We start from the raw sequence: 26,181 nt of genomic DNA, 5'->3' as shown, positions 1-26,181 counted from the left end.
CGTGTCCGCTGTAAGAACATGTTTTGTCGTAGTGACTCGGTGTAGTTCTCGAACTGTCGCCTGGAGTGTAACAACGGCTATCTATTCCTAAAGACGATTATAGACCGTGATGCAAGCAGCCACATATCACGGCCGAAAAGACATCCGCGTCGAAGAGGTCACAGAAGGGGCAGTCGGACCAGATGACGTTCGAATCGACATCACTGCCTGCGGCATCTGTGGATCAGACCTCCACGAATACACCGCCGGGCCGATTTTCGTTCCGGAGGGCGACCCGCACCCAGTATCCGAGGAAGTCGCACCGATCAGGATGGGCCACGAGTACAGCGGCACCATCTCGGAAGTCGGCGACGCAGTGACCGACCTCGCTGTCGGTGACGCAGTTGCGGTCAACCCCATCCTCTACTGCGGGGAGTGTCGGCAGTGCCGAGAGGGAAACTACCACATCTGTGATTCGATCGGGTTCATCGGACTCTCCGGCGGGAACGGCGGCTTCGCCGAGAGTGCGGTCGTCGACGCAGAGCACGCTGTCCCGCTCGGGGACGACGTCCCCGTCGAACACGGCGCGCTGGTCGAGCCACTCAGCGTTGGACTGCACGCGGTGCGCCGGTCCGGACTCCAAGCCGGCGATGCCGTCGCCGTGTTCGGGAGTGGGCCGATCGGCCTCGCGGTGATCCAGTGTGCGCGCGTGGCCGGTGCGGGAGCGATTTTCGTCTCCGAACCGCGCGACGCTAGGCGCGAACGCGCCGCGGACTGTGGCGCCACGGAACTGATCGACCCGTCGGCGACCGACCCCGTCGAGTACATCCACTCGCACACGGGCGGTGGCGCCGACATCTCCTTCGAGGTCGCCGGCGTCGAACCCTCGTTCAATGCGGCCGTCGAGAGCACGGCTCCGAGCGGCCGTACGACGATCGTGAGCATCTGGGAAGAAGAGGTCAGTACGCACCCGAACGACCTCGTCCTCGGCGAACGGACCGTAACCGGGACGCTCGCCTATCTCGGTGGCCCGCGGTCCGACGAAGAGTACGGAATGGTGATCGACATGCTCGCCGATGGCCGCCTCGATCCGGACCCGTTCATCACTGGCCGAATCGATCTCGACGAGATCGTCGCCAATGGGTTCGACCGACTCATCGATCCCGAAAGCGACCACGTCAAAATCCTCGTCAAACCCGAGGAAGAATAAACTGGAGGGCTCTGTTGAAATCCTCAAGAAGTTACAGGTACGTCCGGTAATCTGACCGGATGGAAGCCCTCCCAAAATCACGGTTGCTCCGGTTCGTTGAGCAAGCGATGCACTTGGCACGCCGAGTTGTCGCCCGCTACTCATCGAGGTTCTCCAAACGCCGGTACACACTCCACCAGCACATCGTCTTGCTCTGTCTTAAGGTGCGGAAGAATACGACCTACAGGACATTCCTCGACGAACTCATCGAGATGCCCCGTATTCGGAAAGCCATCGATCTGGACGAACTCCCGTCACCCTCAACGTTGTGTAAAGCGTTCAACCGGCTCGATATGGCAGTCTGGCGTGTCCTGATCAACCTCTCGATCACGCCTCTCCCGACTACCGGTGTCGTCGGGATCGACGCGTCCGGCTTCGACCGCAGTCACGCCTCGAAACACTACACGAAGCGGACGAAGCTGACGATTCAGCAGTTGAAAGTAACACTGCTCGTGGACACGAGAGCGAATGCTATCCTCGATCTCCACGTGACGACGACCAGAAAACATGACTCGCGGATCGCACCGTCGCTTATCAAGCGGAATGCCGGGAATGTGACAATTCTCCTCGGTGATAAGGGATACGACCGGAAGGTCCGCGCAGTAGCCCGCGACGCTGGTGTTCGTCCTCTCATCAAGCACCGAGAATTTTCGCCGCTCCACAAGGCGTGGAATGCTCGGCTGGACGCCGACCTGTATGGCCAACGGAGTCAGAACGAGACAGTGAACTCCAGTCTCAAACGGAGATATGGCGCATTCGTCCGCTCACGACACTGGTGGAAGCAGTTCCGTGAACTCGTTGTCGGCTGTCTCACTCACAACATCGACAAGTCACTCTGAACAGCGGATATCGATGAACGGGACACGAAATGGGTCGAACCCCTCTGATTCTCGTCAGAAGAGTCGTGACCGATACAGAGGTTGTATGCAGCACGGTGGCAGCGTTTGTTCCACTCTTGCTCTACCGAATCAACCTACGGTCTATGATGCGAGTTTCATCGGATGTCGTCCCTCTCAAGCCTAGATTAGCGAGAAGAACGAATACAAGACGAAGAGGATAGAAACGCCGAGAAAATACCAATCTGCGCTATCATTTCCTAGTAAGGGTGCAGCCATTACTGCAAACGGAATTGAGACGACAGCCGACTGAATCGACTTCACGTAGTGTTTTGAAATTCCACTACCGGTATCAGACATACTCCGTAGTCTCGACGTCACCTGATACAAGTTTTGGAAGAACTGGGTGTCACCCGCCTCGGTGAGATGCTATCTGAAATGGGAGTTCTGACCGAACTACAACCCGTGTTCCGTCTGCTTCGGCTGACCGATTCGCGATCTGTATTCAGCACGACCCCGAGAACATATTATCAATTAAGGATTTCAGCAGAGCCGACTGCTTAGGAAACAAAGAGTTCATTATAATTGAATTTTGTCTGACTAACATGGCGACGTCAGGCCCTGAATCAAATTTCGAGAACACAACGACGGTAGGAACGTTAGTTCATCTAATCGGTCTGTTCTTCGGATTTGTCGGAACTGGATTGGTGTATCTTTTCTCGGACGACGAATTCACGAAGCAGAATGCGAAGAACGCGTTTAATTGGCAGGTTATTTTCGTCGTAGCTTTCGGGGCGTTGGTGCTCGTCGCATTCTTTGATACGTTTTTCAGCGCCCTGATTACAATCATCGGTATCATCTCGCTGTTCATCCTTGATCTCGTACTCTGCGTATGGGCAACTATCAAGGCGAAGCGTGGAACCACCTGGAAGTACCCCTTCGTCCCTGATATCGTCTGAGCAGTGTTGATTTCCGCCGCAGTACTTACCGAAGGTACTCGCCATATCGAGGCGGGTTCTCAACAGCTGATTTGGAGTAAACCAGCCGCTCAGTAGTTGGCTGTATTGCTCACAGCCATCCTGATTGTGTCAGAAGGCGAGGATTTCAACAAGGCCAACTGGAGATATTTTTTACTCAGACCCGCAATCGCCGTGGCGCTCGTCTACTGCGGGCTGATCGCCCGAGTACAACCCGAAGCACCGCTAACAACTTCGAGTTCGGGGCCCTCTTTGTAGTATGGACAAGGGGGACCCCTCGCGGGCGGGCGAGGAACTCGTCGCTGTCTTCGAAGGCGCGGAGCCCGGAGAGCCCCACACGGCACGCGAAATCGCGGACGAACTCGGCTGGGAGCGATCGACGGCGGACGAGACGCTTCAGGAACTGGCCGAGTCTGGCGTCCTCGAAACGAAACTCGTGGGCGACCGGGAACGGGTGTGGTGGCTTCCACCGCCGACAGATCACTCGCGCGCAGATGTCTCCGCGGAGCCGACGGAACGAAGCCGCGAGTACCAAGACCTCGTCGCGAGCGAACAGCAGTACCGGGCAGTGTTCGAAGAGGCGTTCGACGCGATCCTGATCGCCGACGACGAGGCTCGATACGTCGAGGTCAACCCGGCAGCGTGCGAACTGTTCGGTCTCCCGCGGGAGGAACTGCTCGGCCGGACGATCGCGGAGTTCGCCGCGGACGGGTACGATTTCGAGGAGGCCTGGCAAGAATTTCAGATCTCCGAGGCCGACCGCGGTCTGTTCCCGCTGTTCCGCGCCGACGGCGAACAGCGGATCGTCGAGTTCGCCGCGACGCCGAACATCCTGCCGGGACGACACCTCTCGGTGATTCGTGACATCACCGAACGGCGCGAAGCGACGGAAGAATTGGAACAGCAGCGCAAGCGCACGAGACAGTACCAGAAGACGCTCACCGCTGATACGGTGATCCAACTCGAAATCGAGGTCGACGACGCCGTCTTCGACCGACTCTCCGAGCACCTCGACTGTAAGTGCGAGTTCGAGGGGCTGGTTACGGCGTCGAACGGACGACTACTCCAGTACGTCACGGTGGTCGGTGCATCGTCTGAGGACGTTCTGGACGTGATGGCCGACCGTTCGGAGGTGTACCACTATCGCGTCGTCTTCGAGTCCGACTCGTCGACGCTCCTCGAGTTCGCCGCGAAGCGGTCGCCAGCGCAGACGCTCGTCGAAGCGGGTGCAAGCTGTCGGTCGATTCGAAGCGAACGAGGCGTGACGACCATCGTCGCCGAACTTGGAGCCGATCTGGACCTGCAGCGACTCATCAACCAGTTCACGGCGGAGTACCCCGACGCGACAGTTGTTGCGAAACGCCGCCTAGATCGGCCTATCGTAACGACGAGGCAGTACCGCGAGACGCTTGTGGACAGCTTGACTGACCGGCAGATCGAGGCGTTGCGCGCCGCCTATCTCGCGGGGTACTTCGAGTGGCCGCGTTCGAGTCAGGCCGAGCGGATCGCCTCGTCGATGGACATTGCCACCTCAACGTGGCTTCGCCACCTCCGACTCGCCGAGGACAAGCTCGTCCGTTGGTTCTTCGAGGAGCTAGAAGTCTAGCGTCAAGTGCTATGGGAGTACTACTACAACTCGGGATCATGGGTACACGGCAAAGCAAACAAAAGATAGACCGTTCAGCTGACAGCCCCAGAGCGCCACGGGACGCTCTGTTTGGCCACCTCAGCCATCCGATCCGAAGACGCGTGCTCCTCGCACTCTGCGCGACTAGTCCCGACGCAGTGCTCAGTCCTGACGACTTCGTAGCCGGTAGTCCCCGGTCAGAGAGGATCAGGATCGAACTCCATCACAACCACTTGCCACGGCTGGCTGCGGCCGGCTATCTCGAATGGGACCGACTGGACGACACGGTCAGTCGCGGGCCGCGATTCGAGACGATCGTACCGACTATCGAACTGCTGACCGAATACAACGATCGGCTTCCAGTAGAGTGACATCCGCCCGCTCCTGAAGACGCCGGGATCCACGAAACGTCCATATCCAGTTAAAACTGCACCGCCGGTGCTGAGAAGATGATTCGCTAACTCATGCCAGAGAAGTTCTCTTTTCTATGGGTGGTTCCCTAAACGGGAGAATCAACGCGCAGGTGATTCAGACCGCACGCGTATACCCAACATGGACATTCCTCCTGACGCTGAGACCGTAGAGATCGATCTCGACACGGCGGTCGACGTTCAGATCCTCGAGCTAGTTGCTCGAGTGGCCGACCGACCAGTCTTGGAGTTGCCAGCACTCTTCGATGTCGTCGACTCGGAAGCACTGGACGTCATCGTTCGAGACGGGATCGGGATCACCGCGATGTTCGAGTACGCAGACTGTATGGTACACATCGACGGTACGCAGATTGCAGTCGAACTACTTCCAGGATAGCCCCGGAGCTCCCGAGCGCTTTGAGTACGACAACTCATCCCGGTCCGAATGCCGCGATATCGGCACCCACTGTCGCCAGTGCGTCGGCAGGGTTCGGATCGCTATCAGCAAGATGCGTGTAGTGTTGCTCAGGGATCCTCGACAGCGCCGCCGTGACGGCCTCACTGTACGTCTCGACGCCGGACTCCGTCGGGCCCTCACCATCCCAAACGTCTCGGATAACCGTCATCGAATCGATTCGGACTTCCAGCCGCCGTGGCTCGTAGCGCGTCAGCAGTTCGGAGAGCCCGAGATGGAGGGCGACGTACTCGGCGGTGTTGTTGCCCGTCCGCGAGCCGACGGGGCGGCCGAGACGAGCGAGTTGGTTCTCGTCGGCGTCCATGATGACCGCGCCTGCACCTGCGGGGCCAGGGTTGCCGCGCGAGCTTCCGTCAACGTAGAGGATGAAGGAATCACCAATCGGCTCAGGGATCGGTGGGCGAGTCAGTCCCGACTCCAGCAGCCGTTCGAGCGAGCGACGCAACTCGTCCGGAGAGGTAGCAGGGTCGAACAGGCCGCCGTAGCCGGGGACGGCGTCGTCGATTGCATCGGTGGCTGCTGGCATCTCGTAGCCGAGGCCGGCGAGCACCTCGTCGACGAGCGTGGCGAGCGGCGAGAGGTGTTCGACCGGAAGGGGATCACTGGTCATACCACTTGCCTCGTTTGGCGTCGGTGACGGCCACTCTGACCCTCGCTCCCCGATGCACTCGGTGGCTGGCGCACCACTGCATATCGGTCCTCGGTGGTCGAGCGGGATAATCCCTTCAGGTGTTGGTAGACAGACCGTTGCAGATTCGTCGGCGCCGTCAGGTCCCCAGCGGTTGCGCCAAATGGCTGCTGTAGCTGTATCGAGAGGGTTAGTCACTAGGGCCGTCGTCGCCTCACGCCCTCGAAGTCATATCTTCAAACGGAGTACGTCTACGTGGCCATGAGCGAGTCCAATCCGAGTGGAACTCCGTCACAATTCGAGTCTTCGAGCTTGTCGGTCGCGGGATCCAGCTTGGTGGTGTCCGGATTTATCGCATTTATGGGGATCATCACGGCGGAAGTGCTCCATCCGAACTATTCGACGAGACAGGACATCAGCGACCTCGGATCGACGCGACCGCCGAATCCGATCATCCACGAGCCCTCCGCGACGATCTTCAACAGCACGATGCTGGTTACCGGCGCACTCGTGCTGGTTGCAGCGTATTTTCTCTTTCGCGCCGTGGATCGGCGTGGCTTCCCCGTCGCACTCGCTATTTTCGGCGCCAGCATTTTCGGCGTCGGCGTGTTCCCGGGCAACGTGACCCCCTGGCACGGGCTGTTTGCGCTTCTCACCTTCTTTACTGGCGGAATCACCGTCGTCCTGTCTTCACGAGTCGTCTCTAGGCCCTTCTCCGTTCTTTGTGGCCTCTTTGGTGGGCTCTCCCTTCTGGTCCTCGTGAGCGTCTTCTTCTATGGGCTCGTCGTCGGTGGCCCGCATCCGCTGGCGTTTCTCGGGAGCGGCGGAATCGAGCGCTGGGTCGTCTATCCGCTCGTGCTGTGGATCCTCGCCTTCGGGGGGTACCTGTTGGGACTCGCTGGTACGGACGCTGCGTCGTCCTGACCAGTGGCCCGTATGCGTCCGGCTTTCGGCAGTCTCCGGTATGCAACTCGGGACAGGGCACAACAGAGGAAAGAACGTTTTAGCCTCGGCAGCTATGCCTCCTACAATGAGCGACTCGAACGGTCCGAAACAGGTCTCGGACCCGGAGTACCACAGTGAGAATCACACTGCTGCCCAGACCTGTGGCTGGACCGCAAACGCCCTGCGCGGCGAGGGTAAGTGCTACAAGTACGCCTTTTACGGCATCGAGTCCCACCGCTGCATCCAGATGACGCCCGTGGTCAAGTGCAACGAGCGCTGTGTCTTCTGCTGGCGGGATCACGCCGGCCACGCCTACGAGCTCGACGACGTAGAATGGGATGATCCCGAAGCCGTCGTCGACGCCAGCCTGCGGCTCCAGAAGAAACTGCTCTCGGGCTTTGGCGGCAACGACGAGGTGCCCCGCGAGGTGTTCGAGGAGGCGATGGAGCCGCGTCACGTCGCCATCTCGCTCGACGGCGAGCCCTCGCTGTACCCCTATCTCCCCGAGCTGATCGACGAGTTCCACGAGCGAGACATCACCACGTTCCTCGTGAGCAACGGCACGAACCCCGAGATGCTGGCCCGCTGTGACCCGACCCAGTTGTACGTCAGCGTCGACGCGCACAACCGCGCGATGTTCGACGACGTGGTCAAGGCCGTCGAGGACGACGCCTGGGAGCGTCTGATCGACACGATGGACGTGCTCGCGGACAAAGACGATACTCGAACCGTCCTCAGGACGACGCTCGTCGAGGGCGAGAACATGCGCGACCCCGACTGGTACGCCGCATTCTACGACCGCGCCGACCCCGATTTCGTCGAGCTCAAAGCGTACATGCACGTCGGCCACTCCCGCGGGCGGCTCGACCGCTCGTCGATGCCCGACCACGAGGACGTGCTCGCCTTCACCGAGGAGATCGGGGCGCACATGCCAGACCACGACACGATCAAGGACGTTCCCCAGTCCCGCGTCGCCCTGCTCGCGCGCGACGCCGACACCTGGGTTCCGAAACTGAACAAAGGTAGCGAGTTCTGGGCGCGGGATCCGGTCGTCGGCGACTGATCGGACTGGCCCGTTCGCCTCAGCGTTTGCGCTCGTGCGCCCAGCGGAGGAGAATGTCCGAACACCGGAAACAGCGCTCGGCGTTCGGCGCCGGCTCGTGCTCTACGCACGGGTGCACCTCGTCGTAGGCTGCTCGCTCTAGCAGGCCCGCCTCGGTGAAGTCTCGCAGGCGGGCAGAGAGCGTGTTCGGCGCGGCATCGAGTTCGGGCGAGATCGCAAAAACGTGCGGGTCGATCGACCGACCGTAGCCGCCTCAGACCTCTTACTTCGAAGCTTCGAAGTGCCAAGTATTAGGCAACTCACCGCCTATGACCTGTATGCAGATCGCAGTGTTCGATGCGACCGGGCGAACTAGCGTCTCACTGCTCAGACAGGCGCTCGACTGCGGTAGCGATGCCGTCACGTTCGCGCGTTCGCCCGAGAAGCTCCCCGTCGTGGACCCTACGCTCACAGTCGTTCAGGGCGACGCCTACAGCGGTGATTGTGTCAGAAACGACGTACACGTCGGCGAGATGCCGAAGGTGATCTCGGCGTGAGCGACCACACTACCCGGACCGTGCTGGTCACCGCCGCGACGGGCACTGTCGGACGCCACGTCGTTGCCGAGCTGCGCGACGCCGAGTGCGAGGTCCGCGCTGCGACGCGGGACCCCGATACCGACCGCGAGCGCTTCGAGGCGGCCGACGCGGTCGTCGAGTTCGATTTCGACCGTCCAGAGACGTGGGGCGCGGCACTGGCAGACATCGACGCCGTCTTTCTCGTCCGGCCACCGGTGGTCGATACCGCTGATGTCTGCGCCTTCGTCGATGCGACCGCTCGGGTCGGCGTCGAGCGGATCGCCTATCTCTCGACGCTGGGTGCTGATCGGAACCGCCTGTTGCCACACTACCGGATCGAACGCCGGATCGAGGCCGCAGGGGTCGGCTACACGTTCCTCCGAGCGTCGTTTTTTGCCCAGAACCTCCACGAGGTCCACCGGCCGGACGTGATCGAGCACGACGAGCTGTTCGTCCCGGCGGGAGCGGGCGCGACGAGCTTCGTCGACGCGCGGGACGTTGCTGCGGTCGCGGCGCGCGTGCTCGTCGAATCGGGCCACCTGCATGTCGCTTACGACCTGACCGGGCCGGCAGCGTTGCGCTACGACGAGGTTGCGACGATCTTCTCGGACGTGCTGGGACGATCGATCCAGTACGCCGACCCATCGATTCCGGCGTTCGTCCACCGGATGCGCTCTCGGGGTCACCCGCTCGGCTACGTGCTCTTGATGGTCGGCATCTACACGACTGCGAGGCTCGGTCTGGCCGACCGCGTAACCGACGACGTAGAGCGCGTGCTAAAGCGTCCACCCCGGAGCATTCGGTCGTACGTCGAGGACTATGCTGGCGAGTTTCGGACCGCCGCTCAGGACGGGACTGCATCTGATCGGTAGGCGGCAGCACCGAGCGCGTTCCCGAAGACGTTTATTCTGCTCGCACCAAAACACGTCAACGGCAGGAAACGGACGCTTCGTTCACAGATCTGTTACGCATCCCATATTCGTTATACTTATCCGGCGCGGCTCCCAACGCACTAGCATGTCGAACGCAGCGTCGCTGGCCGTCGGACACGACGAACTGGCCGTGTTGAAACTGTTGGCTCTCGACGGCGGCACCGGCGGCGAGATGAAAGTCTCCTGTTCGGGCGTCTCCGAGCAACTCGGCGCCTCCACGCAAACGGCGTCGCGGCGTCTCCAGCGTCTCGACGACGCCGGCTACGTCGAGCGCGAGACCGTCTCGGACGGACAGTGGATCGAGATCACCGACGACGGCGAGCAGGCCCTGCGCGGCGAGTACGAGGACTATCGACGCATCTTCGAGGGCGCCTCGTCGGTCGAGTTGGCTGGCAGCGTCACCAGCGGGATGGGCGAGGGCCGCCACTACATCTCGCTGCCGGGCTACATGCGCCAGTTCGAGGACCGGCTGGGCTACGAGCCGTTCGAGGGGACGCTCAACGTCGACCTGACCGACGCGAGCGTCCGCCGGCGCTCGGCGCTGGAAGCGCTCGAACCGGTGCCGATCGACGGCTGGGAGGACGACGACCGCACCTACGGTCCGGCGATCTGCTACCCCGCGACGCTCACGACCGCGGACGGGCGTCGCTACGAGGAGACCCACGTCATCACGCCCGAGCGCACCCACCACGACGAGGACCAAGTCGAGCTGATCGCCCCCGAGAAGCTCCGGGACGAACTGGAACTCGAAGACGGCGACGCCGTCACCGTCACCGTCGAGGACCGATAACATGACCGGCGATACCCACATCGAGACCGGCGACGCACAGGCCACGAGCGCCGTCGACGACGCCGTCGCGGCGTTCCGCGAGGGCCAGCCGGTCTGCGTTCACGACTTCGACGACCGCGAGGGCGAGACCGACATCATCTACCCCGCCCGATCGGTCGATGCCGACGCCGTCGCCCACATGCGAAACGACGCCGGCGGGCTGATCTGTGCCGCCCTGTCGGCTCCCGTCGCCGACGCCGCCGAATTGCCCTTCCTCTCGGACGTGATCGACCACCCCGCCGGCGAGTCAGAACACCTCGCGTACGGCGACCGGTCGTCGTTCTCGCTGACGGTCAACCACCGCGACACCTTTACCGGCGTCACCGACGACGACCGCGCGCTGACCATCTCGGAGTTGGGCGCGTTCGCCGCGAGCGCGACCGACGGCGACGCCGTCGACGCCGAGACGTTCGCCGACGAGTTCCGCGCGCCGGGCCACGTCCACGTGCTCCGGGCCGCCGACGGCCTGCTCGACGAGCGCCAAGGCCACACCGAACTCGGGCTCGCGCTGGCCGACGCCGCCGACCAGCCCCCGGCGGTCGTGGTCTGCGAGATGTTAGACGACGGGACCGGCGACGCGCTCTCGACCGCCGCCGCACGAGAGTACGCCGCCCGGAACGACGTTCCGTTCGTCGAGGGCGAGGCGCTGGTCGAACAACTGGGATAGGGTCTCCGGGTATCGTTCTTTTCAGGGGTTTGCGTGACGGTGGTTGCGTTGAAACCCGCAGCCATTCACAGGACTGGTCCTGCCGATTGTTCGGTACAGAGGATATGTTCAACACCTCGTTCCTGACTGATTCTGAGTAGATGATTGCCCGATGTAATACAGCATTCAGACGCTTTTGATGAATTAAGTATTTGTAGCAATATATGCGAAAACACCAGCCAGAACGATCAGAACTAGCATTTGTACTGTGATTAACAGTAGCCGTTCTTTGAGCCCTGTCCAAAAACTGTCCCACTCAGATGCCATATTAGCATATAGTAATTAGTTTACATATAAATATTGCTAATAAATATGCACATCTAGTTGACAGCTGTTCCAGCGACGAGAGGTCAAATTAACCTGATTTCAACGGCGCTATTGCGACGGGAACTCGGACGCTTCTCGCGTTTTCCACGCGGCAAAGAGCCCGCGGAACATCAGTACGACGAACCCGAGCAGCAGCAACACTGCAACGAGGAACCCGAATGGGTCGGGAAACGAAACGAGCGTGCCTTCTTCCAAGCCGATCAGAAGTTGGAGAGCGAGCCAGCATCCGAACGCTGGAGCAACGTACCGCCGGGCACGGTTGGTGTCGGTTATTTTTGGCGCAAGCAGCACGACGCAGAGACCGAACAGCGGAAGGAGAATCTGAAATACCTGCGCTGTGCCGCCGAACCACTCGATCATTGGAGATGATGTCAACCCGATATAACTTATTGATTGCTATGATCTTCCTCACGTAGCACGAACTGCCCGCCGCATCCACGGGCCAGAGCGACGAGCAACACGACTGGTGCGTTTCGTGCCGAAATCGCTTCGTAGCCGGACCAGTGGGGCGACCGGTGGATTTAACATTGGGTGTAAAGCATGCTTTACTGTAAAGAGGAGTTTACACCCCATGCCAGACAACCTCCACACGATCCAGCACCACGAAGCGGGCCCCAGTAGTGAGTTCCCGGCCGCCAGCGGTTCTGCTACGGGTAGCGAGGGCCATCCATGACCGAGTATGCGATCACCGCCGACGGGCTCACGAAACGATACGGCGAGGACACCGCCGTCGACGACCTCTCCCTCTCGATTCCCCAGGGAACCATCTACGGATTTCTCGGACCGAACGGCGCCGGCAAGACGACGACGATGCGAATGCTGGTGGCTCTCACCGAACCCACGGCCGGAACCGCGGAGATTGCCGGGGTGCCGATCACGAACCGTTCGCAATTGACCCAGCGCATCGGCTATCTTCCGGCCGATCCGCCGGTCTTCGACGAACTGACCGCATGGGAACACCTCCGCCACGTCGCCCGCCTCCACGGCATGCCCGACGATCGGGCCGACGACCGGATCGAAACGCTGCTCGATCGGTTCAATCTCCTCGCTGACGCCGACAGACGCATCGAATCGTACTCGACGGGGATGACCAAGAAGGTCGGCATCATCGCAACGCTGTTTCACGACCCCGATGTCGTGTTCCTTGACGAGCCGACGAGCGGCCTCGATCCGCGTGCCGCACGGACCGTCCGTGACACCGTCGCCGATCTCGTCACGCGGGAGATGACCGTCTTCCTCTCGACGCACATCCTTCCGATCGTCGACGAACTCGCCGACACGATCGGTGTCATCAACGACGGCACGCTCGTCGCGGAGGCACCCCCGGCGGAGCTCAAAGCCCGCGCAGACGAATCGCGGGACCTCGAAACGGCCTTTCTGGAGGTCACCGACGAGCGGGACGCCACAGCAGCCGAGCGTGCATCGCAGGAGGCCAGTGACGCCGGTACGGAGGAGTTCCAGACGAATGTCTGAGGACTCGGCCGGCCTCTCGGACTCCCCATCGCCCACGTCGGCGCGCCCGCACAGCCACGGCTCAGCACGGAACAGTACGCTCGGAGACGCCGTCCCGTCGCTCGGGCAGAGCTTGGAGATCGCGCGGATCGAGTTGCTTCGCGGGTATCGCTGGGTCAGACATCAGGACTTCTGGGTCCTATTTACGATTCTGGTCGGCGTCATGAGCGTGTTCTTGCTCTACCAGACCTTCGACGCGGCGCGGGCGATCGGCGCGTCGCTCGCCGCCGGCGGCGTCATGCCGGCATGGCTCGTGACGGCGACGAGCGTCCTCTGGCTGTTCCTGACGATTCTGCTCGTCGGCGACGCGCTGGGAAGCAACGGCGACCTGGATAACGACGGTCAGTATCTGACGATTCGTCCGGCAGCCGACGTTGTCGGCGGACTGTTGCTCGCGGCTGCTGCCAAATTCTCGGTGTACACGATCGGGCTCGGACTGGCTGCCGGCGCGGGGCTCGTCGCGGGTACCGATTCGTTTAGCCCGATCCTCGGCATCGCCGTCGCGGCGGTCGGGATCCCGGCCACGGCCGCGGCGATCGGCTATCCAATCGGCTTCACGCTCAAGGGGTTCGGCCGGCGGTCGGAGAACGTCAGCCGGCTCGTGACCGTTCTCGGAATCGGTCTCGGCCTCGCCTATATCACACTCTCTGTCACCGGCGAGCTGCTGACGATCGTCGAGCGGTTGGAGCCGGTCTTGCAGTCCCCGCCGATGGCGTGGTTCGGCCACCTCGCCCTCGCAACGACGCCGAACGCCGGCGTCGACGCGACCGGTGTACTCCTCTTGTGCGGACTGATGCCGATCGTCGTCATCGGTGGGACGGTGCTCGCGGTCCCGGCGGCTCGATACGCGTGGCTGGCCGATACGCCCCACGCGAGCGAAAGCGACGAGGAAGCACTGCCGACAGCGCCGAATACGCGGCTGGACGCCGCACTTGATGTCGTCTGCCGAGCGCCCGCGACGCGCGGGATCGCCAGCACGACGCTGCGTCGTGCGGTCCGGTCGCCGTTCCAGTTCGTGTTCGTCGCACCGCCGCTGCTGGCCGCGATCCTCTTTGTCGAAAGCGCCGTGACGACCGGGACGGTGCCGTGGTACGTCCCGTGGTTCGTCGTCTGGTACGGCGCGTGGGCGTCCGGCGCCGTGTTGCCGTTGAACCCGCTGGGCAATCAGGGCGCAACGCTTCCGACGCTGCTGACCGCTCCGGCGCACGGACGCCACGTTGTGCACGGAACGATCGTCGCGGCGGCGCTCGTCGGTGCGCCCCTGACAGCGGGGGTCGCACTCGCGGCCGGATATCTGGCAGGCAGTTCCCCGCCGGTGCTCGTCGCGCTCGGCGTCGCCAGCGTCACCGCAGTCGCCGCGAGTGCGCTCGTTGCGACCGGTATTGGCTCTGTCTTCCCGCGGTTCGACGCCGTCAATCTCGACGGCTCCCGACGCGCAGTGCCGCCGAGCAAACGCGCGTACAGCCTCTTTTCGACCGTCCTGAGTCTGATCGTGGTCGCCGTCGCGTTCGCCGCCGACGAGACCGCTCGGACGGTCGGTGCCGTGCTTCTCCCGCGATGGCTGCCCGGCGTGAGCGAGATCGGCGCCGGGACGCTGGAGACGCTCGGCTGGGTCGTCATCGTCGGCGGCGTCGCAGCGCTGCCGGTCGCCTACCGGCGTGCGGTTCGGCGCCTCGAAACCTATCGATTGCAGTAGAAACGGCTATCTGGCGAACGCCAATTTTAACACGGGGTGTAAAATATCCTTTACCATCAAGGGAGCGACCGTGACACCAACCACAGCCAACGCAGGACTCACACGCCAGACGTACCGGCGACTCGTGTACGGCATCACCGGCGTGGCGGTGCTCGGACTGTTCGCCGGGATCGCGCTCGATCGGTACTTTATCGGAGCCGTGATCTACCTACTCGGGGCGTGGATCGGCGGCGGCATCACCGTTCTCGCACCGGTCGTGAGTGATGCGACGCTCCAGGACGAGCGCGACTACGAGTTGCACAACCGCGCGAGCGGACTGGCGATCATGATCACGATGGTGCTCGGACTGAGCGGGATTCCGGCACTCTACGTGCTCGACGCCGGCGGCCACGTCGAGATAACGGGAGCAGTATCCGGCGTCGTGCTCACGCTCTCAGCGCTGTTCTTGCTGTACGGCGTGTGTTTCGGCATCGCCAAGCGCCGTACCTAATCATGCAGAACGATCTCTCCAGCCGACGCGAAGCCGAGGGACTCAGCCAGGGCGACCTCGCCGAAGCGGTCGGCGTGACTCGCCAGACCATCAACGCGATCGAACGCAACCGCTACGATCCGTCGTTAGAACTCGCGTTCAAACTCGCGGCGCACTTCGAGTGCCCGATCGAAGCCATCTTCGACCCGGAGTTGTGAGGGGGTCGGGACACCTGTCCACCACGAGCCGCCGGAGTTAGAAGAACTTCTTCAGATCGTCGCGCTTGGCGTCTTCGAGGTGCCCGCAAACGGCGTCTTCCAGCGAGCCGATCGACCCGCGCTTGGCCGTCATCGGGGCGATGGTGTCTTGCCACTGCTTCCACGGCGGGTACAACCCCAACCGGTCACAGATGTCGTTCAGCCGGTCGTCCTCGTCGTCGACCTTGTCCATCTTGTTGACCGCGACCACCGTCGGGATGCCCACGTCCCGCAGGAAGTGAAACATCTCCACGTCGTGGGGGATCTCGTCCTCGCCGGAGTGGCGATCGATGATGTCGACCGCCGATTTGCCGTCGAGCACGAGGATGCCGACCAGAATGTTCTCGGCGTTGTCCTCGACGTACCGGACGATGTCGGTCTTGATCTGCTCGCGAGCGTCGTCGGGGACGCCGGACATGAAGCCAAAGCCGGGCAGGTCGGTGATCATGAAGTCGTCGCCGGACCAGTCGTAGTGATTGGGCGAGCGGGTCACGCCCGGCTTGCCGCCGGTCTCGAAGCTGTGGCCCGTCAGCTCGCGCATCAGCGTCGACTTCCCGACGTTAGAGCGCCCGACGAGGATCACCTCGTCCGAACAGTTCGGGCGGTTCTCGAACATGGAGCGTCGTTGGCGGGCGCCGCGGAAAAGGGTCGCGTTCGGGGCCGACACGCTGTGTCGCCGCCCACTGGCCAAGAGAGAAACACCTATCCGGTGACACGAACACCGTGGCGTATGCGCCGCCGCACCCTCCTCGCCGCCGCGACGACCGGCCTCGCCGCCAGTGCTGGCTGTCTCGAAGCGCTCGGCATCCAGACCAGTGGCGTCGTCGTCACCAAACAGGTCTGGGGTCGAATCGATCCCGAGCGGACCGACGCCGAAGGGCCTGTCGCGACGTGGCTCCTCGACGACGGCGAACTGTCCGCGGACCTCCCCGAGGAAGACGCCCCGCTGCCGACCGAACTCCCGATCCAAATCGATGGCGAGGCCGCAGCGTACCTCGACGCGAACCACGGCCCCTACGATCTCACGGCCAACATCTGCGAGTCGCCGGGCGATCCCGACGGCGACTGCTCGGGACCGACGGTCGAGCGCGAGACGTTCAACGATGTCAGACTGGGCGAGCAGGCGACGATTCACACACTCTAACCCGGGAATCGGCGTCGCAGCGTTCGACGCCGATATCCGCCGTGTCGCTACGCGGCCCCGAGATCGTAGCTCTGGTCGCGCGCGACGACGGTCTCGGGGTCGAACCGGACGAAACACCAGCGGTCGCTCCACGGCGGCAGAAACCGGTCGTCCCACGCCTCGGGATCGGGGCCGAGATACCGTTTGAGGAGCCGATTCGTCCGGTCGAGGTCGAACGGCTCGACGCTCGCCCGGCCGCGAAAGCCGACGTGCCGGACGACGCCCGAGCCGGGCAGGAACTCGACGACCGCGAGCGCGGCCTCCGGCGTCGCCGCGACGCGGTCGACGTAGGTCTTCTCGCGGTCGGCCATGATCCAGACGACGCCGTCCTCCCAGAGATACCACAGCGGCGAGACGCGGGGGAGACCGTCGTCGACGGAAGCAAGGAAGCAAAACAGCGGCCGCTCCAGCACGTTCTCGATCGGGACATCCATCGTGTTCTCGACGACGCGCATGAACGCCTGTTCGATCGGTCGCCCGAAGAAACTACTGTCGTGCTGGCGACGGCGGCCGGGCGGCCGGTGCCGACGAGTGGACTCAAGGTGCTCGCCCGCAACCGTCCGGTATGACCGACTCTGTCTACGACGACCTCGACGTTCCGGAGGTGATCAACGCCACCGGAACGAAGACCCGAATCGGCGGGAGCCTGATCCGGCCGGAAGCCGCCGACGCGATGCGCCGCGCCGCGGAAGGCTTTGCTCGCATCTCCGACCTGCAAGCCAGAGCTTCCGAGCTGATTCAGGATGTCACGGGCGCCCAGGCGGGCTACGTCGCCTCGGGCGCCAGCGCCTGCATGACGCTCGCGGCGGCGGCCTGTATCGCCGGCGACGACCCCGCCGCGATGGCGTCGCTGCCCGACACGGAGGGGCTGGCCGACGAAATCGTCGTTCCCCGAACCCACCGGACGGGCTACGACCACGCCTACCGCGTCGCCGGTGCCGAACTCGTCGATGTCGGCGCGAACGACGCGTACCTTGGGACGGGTGCGGAGAACACCGAGCGCTGGGAGATCGAGGCCGCCATCGGCGCCGACACCGCCGCGGTCGCGTACGTCCAAAAGGAGTACACTACGCCGCCGCTGGAGGCCGTCGTCGAGGTCGCTCACGACAACGACGTGCCGGTGATCGTCGACGCCGCCGCCGAGTTGCCGCCCGTCGAGAACTTAGAGCGCTTCATCGACCTCGGCGTCGACCTCGTCGCCTTCAGCGGCGGGAAGGCGATCCGCGGCCCGCAGACCACCGGCATCCTCGCCGGGCGCGAGGACCTCATCCGGTCGGTCGCGGCCCAGCAGTTGGACATGCACGCCGCCGCGGACGCGTGGGTGCCGCCGGCGGAACTGGTCGATGTCGACGCTCTCGGGGGTGTCCCGCGCCAAGGGATCGGCCGCGGGATGAAAGTCGGCAAGGGGGAATTGGTGGGACTGATTCGAGCGCTCGAACTGTTCGTCGAGGAAGACCACGAGGCCCGGACCGCCGAGTGGCGCGACCGCGCCGAGCGCATCGCCGAGGAACTCGCCGACGAGCCGGCGCTCTCGACGAGCCTCGCAGCGGCGTCCGCGACCGACGTGGCGCCGACGGTGACGGTGTCGGTCGACGAGGCCGAAGCGCCGGTCACCACGGCCGAACTCGTCCGCGGCCTGCGCGAGGAGAATCCTCGGATCTTCGTCGGCGCCGACGCCCTCGATCAAGCGCAGTTCACCATCAACCCGATGTGCCTGCCCGACGAGCAGGTGGCGTACGTCCTCGATCGCATTCGGGATCGGGTCTGATCGACGCCGCTGCGCTGCTTGCGTCGCCGTCTGCCGATCCCCGACCTATTTGCCCGTCGGGGACCTCCGGAGGGACGTGCGACTCGTCCAGTTGACGATTCCGACGGGCAAACGCGAGACGATCCTCGGCGCGCTCGACGACGAGGGCGTCGACTACGTCGTCACCGACGAGACCAGCGGCCGGGAGTTCACCGGCGTCGTCTACTTCCCGCTACCGGCCAACGCCGTCGAGCCGGTGCTGGACACGCTACAGGACATCGGCGTCAGCGAGGACGCCTACACCGTCGTCGTCGACGCCGAGACAGTGGTTTCGCGGAAGTTCGACGATCTCGAAGAGCGCTACGCCACCGACGACGTGGAAGAAGAGCGCATCTCCAGACAGGAGCTTCGCACTGAGGCCGAGGAGATGACGCCGAACTTCCCGATCTACGTGACGCTGACGCTGATCAGCGCCTTCGTCGCTACGGCGGGGCTGTTGCTCGACTCGCCGGCGGTCGTCGTCGGGTCGATGGTGATCGCGCCCCTGATCGGGCCGGCGCTGGGCGCCAGCGTCGGGACGGTGATCAACGACGACGATCTGGTCCGCGAGGGGCTGCTCTACCAGGCGCTCGGCATCGGGCTTGCGATCGCCGGCGCCGCGGTGCTCGCCTTCGGACTCAAAGTGACGCATCTGGTGCCGCCGGATCTGATGCTCACGAGCGTCGGCGAGATCAACGAGCGGCTCACACCCGACCTGCTCAGCCTGATCATCGCGCTCGGGGCCGGCGTCGCAGGCGTGTTGAGCCTCTCGACCGGCGTCTCGACGGCGCTCGTCGGCGTCATGATCGCCGCGGCGCTGATCCCGCCGGCGGCGGCGGCCGGCATCGCGCTCGCGTGGGGACTGCCGCTGGCCGGGCTGGGCTCGGCCGTGCTCGTGCTCGTCAACATCACGTCGGTCAACCTCGCCGGGCTGGTGACGCTGTGGTACATGGGCTACCGGCCGGGCGAGTGGTTCGAGGAGGCCGCGGCCCAGCGCAAGCTGCTGCGCAACGCCGGGCTGTTCGCGGTGGCGATGATCGTACTGTCGAGCTTTCTGGTCGGTGCCTCGGTCACTGGTTTCCAGACCGCGAACTTCGAGACGGAGGTCCAGACCGATCTCACACACCTGCTCGACCAGTCGGAGTACGAGCAGTACCAGCTGCTGTCGGTCCAGATCGAGATGACTGAGGACTTCCCGTTCCGGCATCAAGAGCGGGTGATCGTCACCGTCGGGCAGACCGGCGACGCCACCTCGCAATCGGCCGTGACGGACGAGATCTACGCCGCAATCGAGAACAACTCCGAGCGGGACGTCGCCGTGCAGGTCCGGTACGTCGACATCGACCAGCGCGGGAACGGCGAGGCGTTCGAGCCGTCGACGCAGTCGATGGGTCGGCCGGCGGTGGCGCCGAGAGCGGGCGCGGCCTAAGACGAGCTTTCTTCGCGGTACGCCGTCATTTCGACGCACGGAACGAGCGAGCGACGGCGAACGGTCGCGCCACACTTGTCCCGGGACACCCGGTGCTCACTCGTGCGAATCATCTACGTCCTCGTGTCGGCCGACGTGCGCCAAGCGGCGCTCGACGCACTCGACGACCGCGACGTTGCCTACACCGTCCTCGACGCCGACGATCCGACCGGACGGGACCGCGATTGTCGACTGGTGCAGGCGCCGGTACCGACCGACGCCGTCAGGCCGACGTTGGAAGCCCTCGTCGAGGCCGGCGTCGACGTCGATCGCTACGTTGTCGTCGCCAGCGGCCAGACCGCGGCGACGCCGACGTGGCGCGAGCTCGAAGACCGGTTCGCGGACGATTACGATCCGCTCCCGCGCCGTGAACTGCGCTCGAAGGCGATGGATCTCAGTCAGGACCGCCGGTCGTTCTACGCGCTGATGGTGGCGAGCGCGCTGATCGCAACGGTGGGGCTGCTCGCGGACTCGCCGGCGATCGTCGTCGGGTCGATGGTGATCGCGCCGGTCGTCGGGCCGGTGCTGACCGCGAGCGTCGGGGCAGTGCTCGGGGATCGGCGCATGATGCTGTCGAGCCTGCGCCTGCAGGCCGGCGGGCTGGCGCTCGCCGTGCTGGTCGCGTTCGGGCTGAGCCTCGCGCTGCGCTGGCTGGCGCTTGCCCCGCCGGTGCTGGCGGTGAGTTCGATCGAGCTGATCGGCGTGCGCCTCGCGCCGAACGTCATCGCACTGACCGTCGCGCTCGGGGCGGGCGCGGCCGCGGGCATCGGCGTGACGACCAAGGGGCCGATGTCGCTGATCGGCGTGATGATCGCCGCGGCGCTGCTGCCGGCGGCGGCCGCGGCCGGCATCGGGTTCGCGTGGGGCGAGCCGCTGGTCGGGATCGGGACGCTCGCGCTGGTGACGTTCACGGTGGTGACGATCGACGCCGCCGTCGCCGCGACGCTGTGGGTGCTTGGCTATCGCCCCGACGCCGAAACGACCGAGCTGGCGTCGGTGCCGGGCGGCGTGCTCGCAAACGCTGACCGTCGGCAACTGCTCGCGGTCGGCGTCGTCGGTGCGCTGTTCGCGGCGGCGGCCGTCGGGACGGTCGCAGTCACTGCCGACCAGATGGCGTTCGAGCGCGCGGCCAATCAGGCGGCCGTCGACGCGGTCGAGGATCCGACCCGCGAGAATCTCACCGTCGTCGCCGTCCGGAGCCAGTACGCCTCGACGGCGCCGGTCGACACGCCCGAGACCGTCACCGTCGTCGTCAGCGACGCGCGCTCGGGGAACCACTCGGGACTCGACGAGGACATCGCGGCGCGGATCGCCGACCGGACCGGCGAGCGCGTCGCTGTCCGGGTTCGGTTCGTCGAGTATCAGTCGGCGACGGCGCGTCCGGGCCGGGCAGCCACCGCAGCCGAGCGGCAGTCCCGGCTGGCGACGGACTACCCCTCGAAGGGCAGTTCGGGCTCGTAGTCGACGGCCTCGACGGCGGCGTCGAGCACGGCCTCGACGTTCTCGCCCGTCTCGACGCTCATGTAGTGGTCGGCCTCCACGTCGGTCGAGCGATCGGACTTGTTACAGACCGTGATGACCGGAACGTCCGCGAACTGCTCGGCGATGGCGTCGCGCAGTTCGAGCTGGACCTCGATCGGGTAGCCACAGTCCATGCTGGCGTCGAGCACGACCAGCACGCAATCAGCGAGATGTTCCAGCGCTGAGACGGCCTGTGACTCGATCTCGTTGCGGTCCTCCGGCGGCCGGTCGAGCAGACCGGGCGTGTCGACGATCTGGTAGCGGGCGTGATCGCGCTCGAAGTGGCCGACGCCGATCCCCCTAGTCGTGAAGGGGTACTCGGCGGTCTCGTTGCGCGCTCGCGTGACATCGTTGACGAAACTGGACTTGCCGACGTTGGGGTAGCCCGCGACGACGATCGCCGGCTCGTCGGGGCGGATGTCGGGCAGGTCGCGCAGGTCGTTTCGCGCCTCGTTGATCAGCAGGAGGTTTTCGGATACGTCCTCGACCACGTCGGCCATCCGGGCGAACGCCTGCTTGCGGTGCTTCCGTGCGAGGTCCTCGTCGGCCTTGCGCATCTTCGCCATGGCGTCCTCGCCGATCTGGCGGGTCTGACGGCTGGCCCACGTTACTTCCGAAAGGCTCTGGCGCAGGGCGTCGATCCCGCCGGCGTCGACGCCGTAGTCGCTGGCGTCGACGATGGCGTCGGCCAGTTCGCGGTAGAACGGGTCGACGGTCTCGAAGTCCGGCCACTCCGTGACGACGTTCTGGAGGTTGTCCGAGAGAATGTTCGTCGCAGTCTGTGTCATCGACTCCTGGGCCTCCCGGCCCTGCTTCGACCGGCCCGAGCGCGCCGCCCGCGAGAACGCTTTGTCGATCAGCTCCTCCGACGTGGGCGTCGTCGGAAGATCCTCGAAAATCATAGCGCGATCTAGCGTGGCTGGCTATAAAAAGAGCGTCTTTCGGCGCTCGGACGCCGCCGGACGCCGCTGATCCTCACAAGCCGCCGGATGCCGCTGATCCCTGCACTATATGTCGCCCGAGCGGAATTATACGAGCGATGCCAGCAAGCCCTCCGTTCGTCGATCCCTCGACGAACACGCTCGACACCGACCAGATCGTCGCGGAAGCCGTCCCGCTCGCAAAGCTCGTCGGGCTCTTCGCGGCGGTCGCGCTCGTTCCGATGGTGCTCAGCTTTGTGGCCTTGGGTGGGCTCGTAGGCGTGCTTCTCACCCTGCTCACCCAGTTCGTGCTCGCGGTCGGCGCCGGGATCGTCCTGATCTACGTCATCGCCAGAGGGCGACAACTCACCGGGCAGTAAGCGGTGACGCCGCTGTCGCTCCTACAGATACTCGGAACAGTGTTTTCCCCATCGGCAACGTACCGGCCTGCATGACAAATTGGCGCGCGGCGATCGTCGGCTTTCTCGTGATCACCGTACTGGGTGCGGTCGGTGTCGTCGTGCCCGGCCTCGGACAGCTCACGGCGGGGCTGGTCGGCGGGTTCGTCGCCGGGTACATGGCCGGGGGAAGCCTCGGCTCGGGCGCGTGGCACGGCCTGCTGGCGGGGAGTCTCGGCGGCATCGTCGCCGCACTCGTGTTGGTCGTCGGGCTGACAGTGGTCGGCTTCGTCGGCGGGCCCGTCGGCGCCGCTATCGGGTCGCTGGGCGGGCTGGCGCTCGGGCTCGCCGTCGTCGCGTTCTCGATGATCGTCGCCCTCGAAAGCGCCCTCGCCGGAGCGATCGGCGCGGCGGTGGCGGGCGAGTAGCTGGTGAGCGCCCGGCGGCGTGACGCCGCCGCGTCGTCGGCGTCCCTACCGCCGCTCGGCGAGTTCGGCTCGCAGGTCTGCCAGATCCATGTCTTTCATCGCCAGCAGGACCAGCAGGTGGTAGACGAAGTCGGCGCTCTCGTGGGCCAGCTCCTCGCGGTCGTCGTCTTTCGCGGCCAGCACGATCTCGGTCGACTCCTCGCCGAGCTTCTCTAAGACGGCGTTATCGCCTTTCTCGTGGTCGAACAGCGACGCCGTGTAGGAATCCTCCGGCAGGGTCTCTTTGCGCTCCTCGATCACGGCGAACAGTTCGTCGAGCACGTCGGCGCCCGGATCGGCGGCGTCGTCGGTCATGCCCGAACGGACGCGTCGGCCGGTAAAAAGGCGGCTGGTCTCGACTCAGGCGAGTTCCGCAACGTCCTGAATTTCGTCCAGATCGGCGAACTCGGCGGCGGGCTGGGCGCCGGCCTCGAACACCGACCGGTCGACCTCGACGGCGGCGTTGGTGCGGGCCGCCAGCGCCAGCGAGTCGCTGGGGCGGGCGTCGACGACGGCTTTGCCTCGCGGGGTGTCGATGTGAAGATCGGCGATGTACGTGCCGTCCGCAACGTCTCCGACGACGACGCGAGTCACGCGCCCGCCCAACTCCTCCACTACGTCGAGCAGGAGGTCGTGGGTCAGCGGCCGGCCGATGTCCTCGGCATCCAGTCCGCGAGCGATGCTGGCGGCTTCCTCGAAGCCGATGAAGATCGGCAACACGTCGCTCTCGGCCTCGACCGCTAGGACGACGACGGCGACCGGCCCCTGCTCGGTGCCGGCGACCCGGACGGCGTCGATAGTCGCCTTCATACCGTGGGGCACGGGCGCCAGAGAGAAAAGTGCATGCTCCGGGCGCCGCCCGCGGTCGGTCCGGGCGTCACGTGGCCGCCGCGAGCGCGTCGAACAGCGCAAGCCGGTGGAGACGGTCGTCGTTCGTCAGTTCGGGATGGAAGGAAAGACCGACGACTGGACCCTCGCGGACCGCGACCGGCCGGCCCTCGACGGTCGCCAGCACCTCGACGCCGTCGTCGACCTCGTCGATAGCGGGCGCGCGGATGAACACCGCCGGGTACGGCTCGTCGAGCCCATCGACCGAGAGCGAGGCCTCGAAGCTGTCCTTCTGGCGGCCGAAGGCGTTGCGTTCGACGGACACGTCGAGCACGTCGAGCGTGTCGACCCGGTCGTCGCGAGCGTCGGTCGAGGCAACGATCAGCCCCGCGCAGGTCGCAAGCACGGGCTTGCCCGCCGCGACGTGCTCCCGGATTTCTTCGTCGATCCCCGACTGGGCGAGCAGCCGGGAGATCGTCGTCGACTCGCCGCCCGGCAGCGCGAGAACGTCACAGTCGGGCACGAGGCCCGCCTCGCGTACCTCACGGATCGCCACGTCCTCGCCGACCGCGTCGGCCGCGCGCTCGATCGCCGCGGCGTGTTCGCTGACGTCGCCCTGAACGGCGACGACGCCTGCAGTGAGTGTCATCGGTCGGGGTAGGGACCAGTCGCGCAAAAACCCCGCGTCATCGAGGCGGTCAGATCGTGATCATCGGGGCAGGATCACGGCGAGGACGGGGCGGCGCCGTGATGCCGCTTCGGCGTCACGACGCCGCCGCTGGTCGGTCGAGCGGGATAGAGAAAATGGCGCGATGCCTCAGACCTGAATGCCGTACAGGGCGACCGACATCGCCTGCACCGCGATGCCAAGCAGTACCGCAAAGACGACGACCGTCTTGGGGTCCATCTTGATCGCGTTGCGGTCCTCGTTGTCGAAGTACCGTACCAGTCCCGCACTGGACATCAGGCCGCCGGAGTTCTGGCCGCTGCTCATACGCGACGGTGCGGGTCGCGGGGCGGTAAACCTTTCGACCGATCGCTCGGCCCGTCGAGAGGTCGCTTTCGCGTCGTGAGTACAAGAGTGGGAAACCCTTATGCGCGACCGACGAGGAACAGTAACCGATAGCAGCATGACTGTAACGCTGAAGGACTTCTACGCTGACTGGTGTGGGCCGTGCAAGACCCAAGATCCGATCCTCGAGGAGATCGAGAAGGACCGCGGCGACAGCTTCGAGATCGAGAAGGTCAACGTCGACGAGGAACAGGACGTTGCAAACGAGTATCAGGTTCGCTCGCTCCCGACGCTGATCATCGAGAACGAGGACGGCATCGTCGAGCGATTCGTCGGCGTCACGCAGCGCGACGACATCGAGAGCGCGCTCGATCAGGCCGGCGCCTAAGTTCGTTTCGTAGCAACCGATTTTCTCACACACAGCGCCGTCAGCGATAGCGCCGCGTGTCAGCGGAACTTGACGCCAACGTCGTGCATCCCGTCGTTGTACCGGGCGATGTTGATCACCAACGGCGTCACGCTCTCGACTTCGGCGGCGTTGTCGAGCGGGCCGGCGTCCAGCGCGCGAAGCCCCTCGATCCCTTCGGCGAGCATCGTCACCGTCTCTTTGGCGTCGGCGTCGTCGCCCACGACGAGGGTGTCGATGTCGAAGGTAACGTCGAGATTCGCCAGCCGGTCCGCCGAGAGGTTCTGGAACGCGCCGATCACCGGTACGTCGTCGGGAGCGGCTTCAGCGGCGACGGCGGCGACGCTGCCGGCGCCGGGTTTGTGGTAGTGGAGCCCGGACTCGTCGCTTTTCATGCCGACGGCGGGCGAGACGAGGATGGTGTCGTCGTCGAGTCGGTCGGCAATCGACTCGACCGTATCCGAGACGTGGTACGGCGGCACCGCCAGCACGACCACGTCGGCGCGGTCGGCCGCCATCGCGTTCTCGAAGCCGTTGATCGCGGTCTCGACGCCGCGGCTGTCGAGTTCGGTCTCGTACTCCTCGGCCATCGTTCGGGCCTTCTCGGGGTCCCGGGAGCCGATCAGGACCTCGTGGTTGGTGTCGTAGGCCCATCGCAGCGCGAGCCCCTGCCCGATATCGCCGGTTCCGCCGAGTAGTGCAATTCGCATACTCGTGA

33 protein-coding genes are annotated in these 26,181 nt (G+C 64.5%); 23 read left to right on the top strand and 10 right to left on the bottom strand.

The features are described from left to right. The first annotated feature begins 109 nt into the window (after positions 1-109). The 6 genes from CRO01_RS07010 (at position 110) to CRO01_RS06985 (ending at position 5,475) form a co-directional block, all read left to right on the top strand. The gene (locus tag CRO01_RS07010; protein WP_097008435.1) at positions 110-1,189 is read left to right on the top strand and encodes a 2,3-butanediol dehydrogenase; all 1,080 of its coding nucleotides are present in this window, start codon (positions 110-112) and stop codon (positions 1,187-1,189) included. Positions 1,190-1,248: 59 nt separating this feature from the next. Continuing rightward, entirely contained in the window at positions 1,249-2,067 is an 819-nt protein-coding gene (locus tag CRO01_RS07005; protein ID WP_097008434.1) for an IS5 family transposase, read from the top strand. 602 nt (positions 2,068-2,669) lie between these two features. After that, a complete protein-coding gene (locus tag CRO01_RS07000) occupies positions 2,670-3,023 on the top strand; it encodes a DUF4870 domain-containing protein (protein ID WP_097008433.1) in 354 nt (117 codons plus the stop codon). 277 nt (positions 3,024-3,300) lie between these two features. Continuing rightward, the gene (locus CRO01_RS06995) at positions 3,301-4,647 is read left to right on the top strand and encodes a bacterio-opsin activator domain-containing protein (RefSeq protein WP_097008432.1); all 1,347 of its coding nucleotides are present in this window, start codon (positions 3,301-3,303) and stop codon (positions 4,645-4,647) included. Between the two features lie 11 nt (positions 4,648-4,658). After that, on the top strand, positions 4,659-5,039 hold the full coding sequence (locus CRO01_RS17150) for a DUF7344 domain-containing protein (RefSeq protein WP_449289586.1): 381 nt from the start codon (positions 4,659-4,661) through the stop codon (positions 5,037-5,039). Between the two features lie 181 nt (positions 5,040-5,220). After that, positions 5,221-5,475, top strand: coding sequence for a HalOD1 output domain-containing protein (locus CRO01_RS06985; protein WP_097008430.1), 255 nt, complete (start codon positions 5,221-5,223; stop codon positions 5,473-5,475). Between the two features lie 34 nt (positions 5,476-5,509). Here CRO01_RS06985 and CRO01_RS06980 read toward each other — a convergent pair whose 3' ends face one another. Then, a complete protein-coding gene (locus tag CRO01_RS06980; RefSeq protein ID WP_097008429.1) occupies positions 5,510-6,163 on the bottom strand; it encodes a ribonuclease HI family protein in 654 nt (217 codons plus the stop codon). Between the two features lie 279 nt (positions 6,164-6,442). On the opposite strand from CRO01_RS06980, the gene CRO01_RS06975 reads away from it, so the two are divergent. From CRO01_RS06975 to ribB, 6 genes are all read left to right on the top strand, one after another. Next, the gene (locus CRO01_RS06975) at positions 6,443-7,105 is read left to right on the top strand and encodes a DUF998 domain-containing protein (protein WP_179747422.1); all 663 of its coding nucleotides are present in this window, start codon (positions 6,443-6,445) and stop codon (positions 7,103-7,105) included. A gap of 106 nt (positions 7,106-7,211) precedes the next feature. Beyond that, on the top strand, positions 7,212-8,189 hold the full coding sequence (twy1, locus tag CRO01_RS06970) for a 4-demethylwyosine synthase TYW1 (protein ID WP_097008428.1): 978 nt from the start codon (positions 7,212-7,214) through the stop codon (positions 8,187-8,189). Between the two features lie 317 nt (positions 8,190-8,506). Beyond that, positions 8,507-8,725 carry a hypothetical protein gene (locus CRO01_RS06960; protein ID WP_097008427.1) on the top strand — a complete coding sequence of 73 codons (219 nt, stop codon included), beginning with the start codon at positions 8,507-8,509 and terminating at the stop codon, positions 8,723-8,725. Next, a complete protein-coding gene (locus CRO01_RS06955; protein WP_097008426.1) occupies positions 8,722-9,618 on the top strand; it encodes an NmrA family NAD(P)-binding protein in 897 nt (298 codons plus the stop codon). The genes CRO01_RS06960 and CRO01_RS06955 overlap by 4 nt, the downstream gene beginning before the upstream one ends. A 145-nt stretch (positions 9,619-9,763) precedes the next feature. Continuing rightward, entirely contained in the window at positions 9,764-10,468 is a 705-nt protein-coding gene (locus CRO01_RS06950) for a DUF120 domain-containing protein (RefSeq protein WP_097008425.1), read from the top strand. Position 10,469: 1 nt separating this feature from the next. Beyond that, complete coding sequence (gene ribB / locus CRO01_RS06945; RefSeq protein WP_097008424.1) at positions 10,470-11,174, top strand: 3,4-dihydroxy-2-butanone-4-phosphate synthase; 705 nt, start codon at positions 10,470-10,472, stop codon at positions 11,172-11,174. Between the two features lie 414 nt (positions 11,175-11,588). On the opposite strand, the gene CRO01_RS06940 is transcribed toward ribB, so the two are convergent. Then, on the bottom strand, positions 11,589-11,900 hold the full coding sequence (locus tag CRO01_RS06940) for a hypothetical protein (protein ID WP_097008423.1): 312 nt from the start codon (positions 11,898-11,900) through the stop codon (positions 11,589-11,591). A 309-nt stretch (positions 11,901-12,209) separates the two neighbouring features. Between CRO01_RS06940 and CRO01_RS06935 the strand changes: the two genes are divergently transcribed. The 4 genes from CRO01_RS06935 to CRO01_RS06920 all read left to right on the top strand — a co-directional run bounded on the left by CRO01_RS06935 (position 12,210) and on the right by CRO01_RS06920 (position 15,435). Then, positions 12,210-13,013, top strand: a complete 804-nt coding sequence (locus CRO01_RS06935) for an ABC transporter ATP-binding protein (RefSeq protein ID WP_097008422.1) — start codon at positions 12,210-12,212, stop codon at positions 13,011-13,013. Beyond that, the gene (locus CRO01_RS06930) at positions 13,006-14,748 is read left to right on the top strand and encodes a hypothetical protein (RefSeq protein WP_097008421.1); all 1,743 of its coding nucleotides are present in this window, start codon (positions 13,006-13,008) and stop codon (positions 14,746-14,748) included. The genes CRO01_RS06935 and CRO01_RS06930 overlap by 8 nt, the downstream gene beginning before the upstream one ends. Positions 14,749-14,818: 70 nt before the next feature. Next, a complete protein-coding gene (locus CRO01_RS06925) occupies positions 14,819-15,238 on the top strand; it encodes a DUF2178 domain-containing protein (protein WP_097008420.1) in 420 nt (139 codons plus the stop codon). Between the two features lie 2 nt (positions 15,239-15,240). Beyond that, positions 15,241-15,435, top strand: coding sequence for a helix-turn-helix transcriptional regulator (locus CRO01_RS06920; protein WP_097008419.1), 195 nt, complete (start codon positions 15,241-15,243; stop codon positions 15,433-15,435). A 37-nt stretch (positions 15,436-15,472) separates the two neighbouring features. Here CRO01_RS06920 and engB read toward each other — a convergent pair whose 3' ends face one another. Continuing rightward, positions 15,473-16,090: a GTP-binding protein EngB gene (gene engB / locus CRO01_RS06915; RefSeq protein ID WP_097008418.1), complete on the bottom strand. Its 618-nt coding sequence runs from the start codon at positions 16,088-16,090 to the stop codon at positions 15,473-15,475. 114 nt (positions 16,091-16,204) lie between these two features. Between engB and CRO01_RS06910 the strand changes: the two genes are divergently transcribed. After that, the gene (locus CRO01_RS06910) at positions 16,205-16,618 is read left to right on the top strand and encodes a hypothetical protein (protein ID WP_097008417.1); all 414 of its coding nucleotides are present in this window, start codon (positions 16,205-16,207) and stop codon (positions 16,616-16,618) included. 47 nt (positions 16,619-16,665) lie between these two features. On the opposite strand, the gene CRO01_RS06905 is transcribed toward CRO01_RS06910, so the two are convergent. After that, positions 16,666-17,112 carry a pyridoxamine 5'-phosphate oxidase family protein gene (locus CRO01_RS06905; protein WP_097008416.1) on the bottom strand — a complete coding sequence of 149 codons (447 nt, stop codon included), beginning with the start codon at positions 17,110-17,112 and terminating at the stop codon, positions 16,666-16,668. 110 nt (positions 17,113-17,222) lie between these two features. On the opposite strand from CRO01_RS06905, the gene CRO01_RS06900 reads away from it, so the two are divergent. From CRO01_RS06900 to CRO01_RS06890, 3 genes are all read left to right on the top strand, one after another. After that, positions 17,223-18,425, top strand: coding sequence for an aminotransferase class V-fold PLP-dependent enzyme (locus CRO01_RS06900; protein ID WP_097008415.1), 1,203 nt, complete (start codon positions 17,223-17,225; stop codon positions 18,423-18,425). Positions 18,426-18,501: 76 nt separating this feature from the next. Next, positions 18,502-19,872, top strand: a complete 1,371-nt coding sequence (locus CRO01_RS06895) for a TIGR00341 family protein (RefSeq protein ID WP_097008414.1) — start codon at positions 18,502-18,504, stop codon at positions 19,870-19,872. Between the two features lie 102 nt (positions 19,873-19,974). After that, positions 19,975-21,372: a DUF389 domain-containing protein gene (locus tag CRO01_RS06890; RefSeq protein ID WP_097008413.1), complete on the top strand. Its 1,398-nt coding sequence runs from the start codon at positions 19,975-19,977 to the stop codon at positions 21,370-21,372. Here the strand turns inward: CRO01_RS06890 and CRO01_RS06885 are convergent. After that, a complete protein-coding gene (locus CRO01_RS06885; protein WP_097008412.1) occupies positions 21,342-22,334 on the bottom strand; it encodes an NOG1 family protein in 993 nt (330 codons plus the stop codon). The two genes, CRO01_RS06890 and CRO01_RS06885, sit on opposite strands and share 31 nt — an antisense overlap. Positions 22,335-22,471: 137 nt before the next feature. On the opposite strand from CRO01_RS06885, the gene CRO01_RS06880 reads away from it, so the two are divergent. After that, positions 22,472-22,732, top strand: a complete 261-nt coding sequence (locus tag CRO01_RS06880; protein ID WP_097008411.1) for a hypothetical protein — start codon at positions 22,472-22,474, stop codon at positions 22,730-22,732. A gap of 71 nt (positions 22,733-22,803) precedes the next feature. After that, entirely contained in the window at positions 22,804-23,178 is a 375-nt protein-coding gene (locus CRO01_RS06875) for a DUF5518 domain-containing protein (RefSeq protein ID WP_097008410.1), read from the top strand. Positions 23,179-23,223: 45 nt separating this feature from the next. Here CRO01_RS06875 and hisE read toward each other — a convergent pair whose 3' ends face one another. The 4 genes from hisE to CRO01_RS06855 form a co-directional block, all read right to left on the bottom strand. Next, positions 23,224-23,532, bottom strand: coding sequence for a phosphoribosyl-ATP diphosphatase (gene hisE, locus CRO01_RS06870; RefSeq protein ID WP_097008409.1), 309 nt, complete (start codon positions 23,530-23,532; stop codon positions 23,224-23,226). 45 nt (positions 23,533-23,577) lie between these two features. Then, positions 23,578-24,027, bottom strand: a complete 450-nt coding sequence (locus CRO01_RS06865; RefSeq protein ID WP_097008408.1) for a bifunctional nuclease family protein — start codon at positions 24,025-24,027, stop codon at positions 23,578-23,580. Positions 24,028-24,094: 67 nt separating this feature from the next. After that, complete coding sequence (gene pdxT, locus CRO01_RS06860) at positions 24,095-24,694, bottom strand: pyridoxal 5'-phosphate synthase glutaminase subunit PdxT (RefSeq protein ID WP_097008407.1); 600 nt, start codon at positions 24,692-24,694, stop codon at positions 24,095-24,097. Between the two features lie 168 nt (positions 24,695-24,862). Further along, positions 24,863-25,039: a preprotein translocase subunit Sec61beta gene (locus tag CRO01_RS06855; RefSeq protein WP_097008406.1), complete on the bottom strand. Its 177-nt coding sequence runs from the start codon at positions 25,037-25,039 to the stop codon at positions 24,863-24,865. 136 nt (positions 25,040-25,175) lie between these two features. Here CRO01_RS06855 and CRO01_RS06850 point away from each other — a divergent pair, with 136 nt between their 5' ends. After that, on the top strand, positions 25,176-25,445 hold the full coding sequence (locus CRO01_RS06850; RefSeq protein WP_097008405.1) for a thioredoxin family protein: 270 nt from the start codon (positions 25,176-25,178) through the stop codon (positions 25,443-25,445). 59 nt (positions 25,446-25,504) lie between these two features. Here CRO01_RS06850 and npdG read toward each other — a convergent pair whose 3' ends face one another. Beyond that, on the bottom strand, positions 25,505-26,173 hold the full coding sequence (gene npdG, locus CRO01_RS06845) for an NADPH-dependent F420 reductase (RefSeq protein ID WP_097008404.1): 669 nt from the start codon (positions 26,171-26,173) through the stop codon (positions 25,505-25,507). Between the last annotated feature and the right edge of the window lie 8 nt (positions 26,174-26,181).

The organism is Natronoarchaeum philippinense (assembly GCF_900215575.1).
Lineage (GTDB): Archaea > Halobacteriota > Halobacteria > Halobacteriales > Natronoarchaeaceae > Natronoarchaeum > Natronoarchaeum philippinense.
This window is presented reverse-complemented; position numbering and strand designations above follow the sequence as displayed.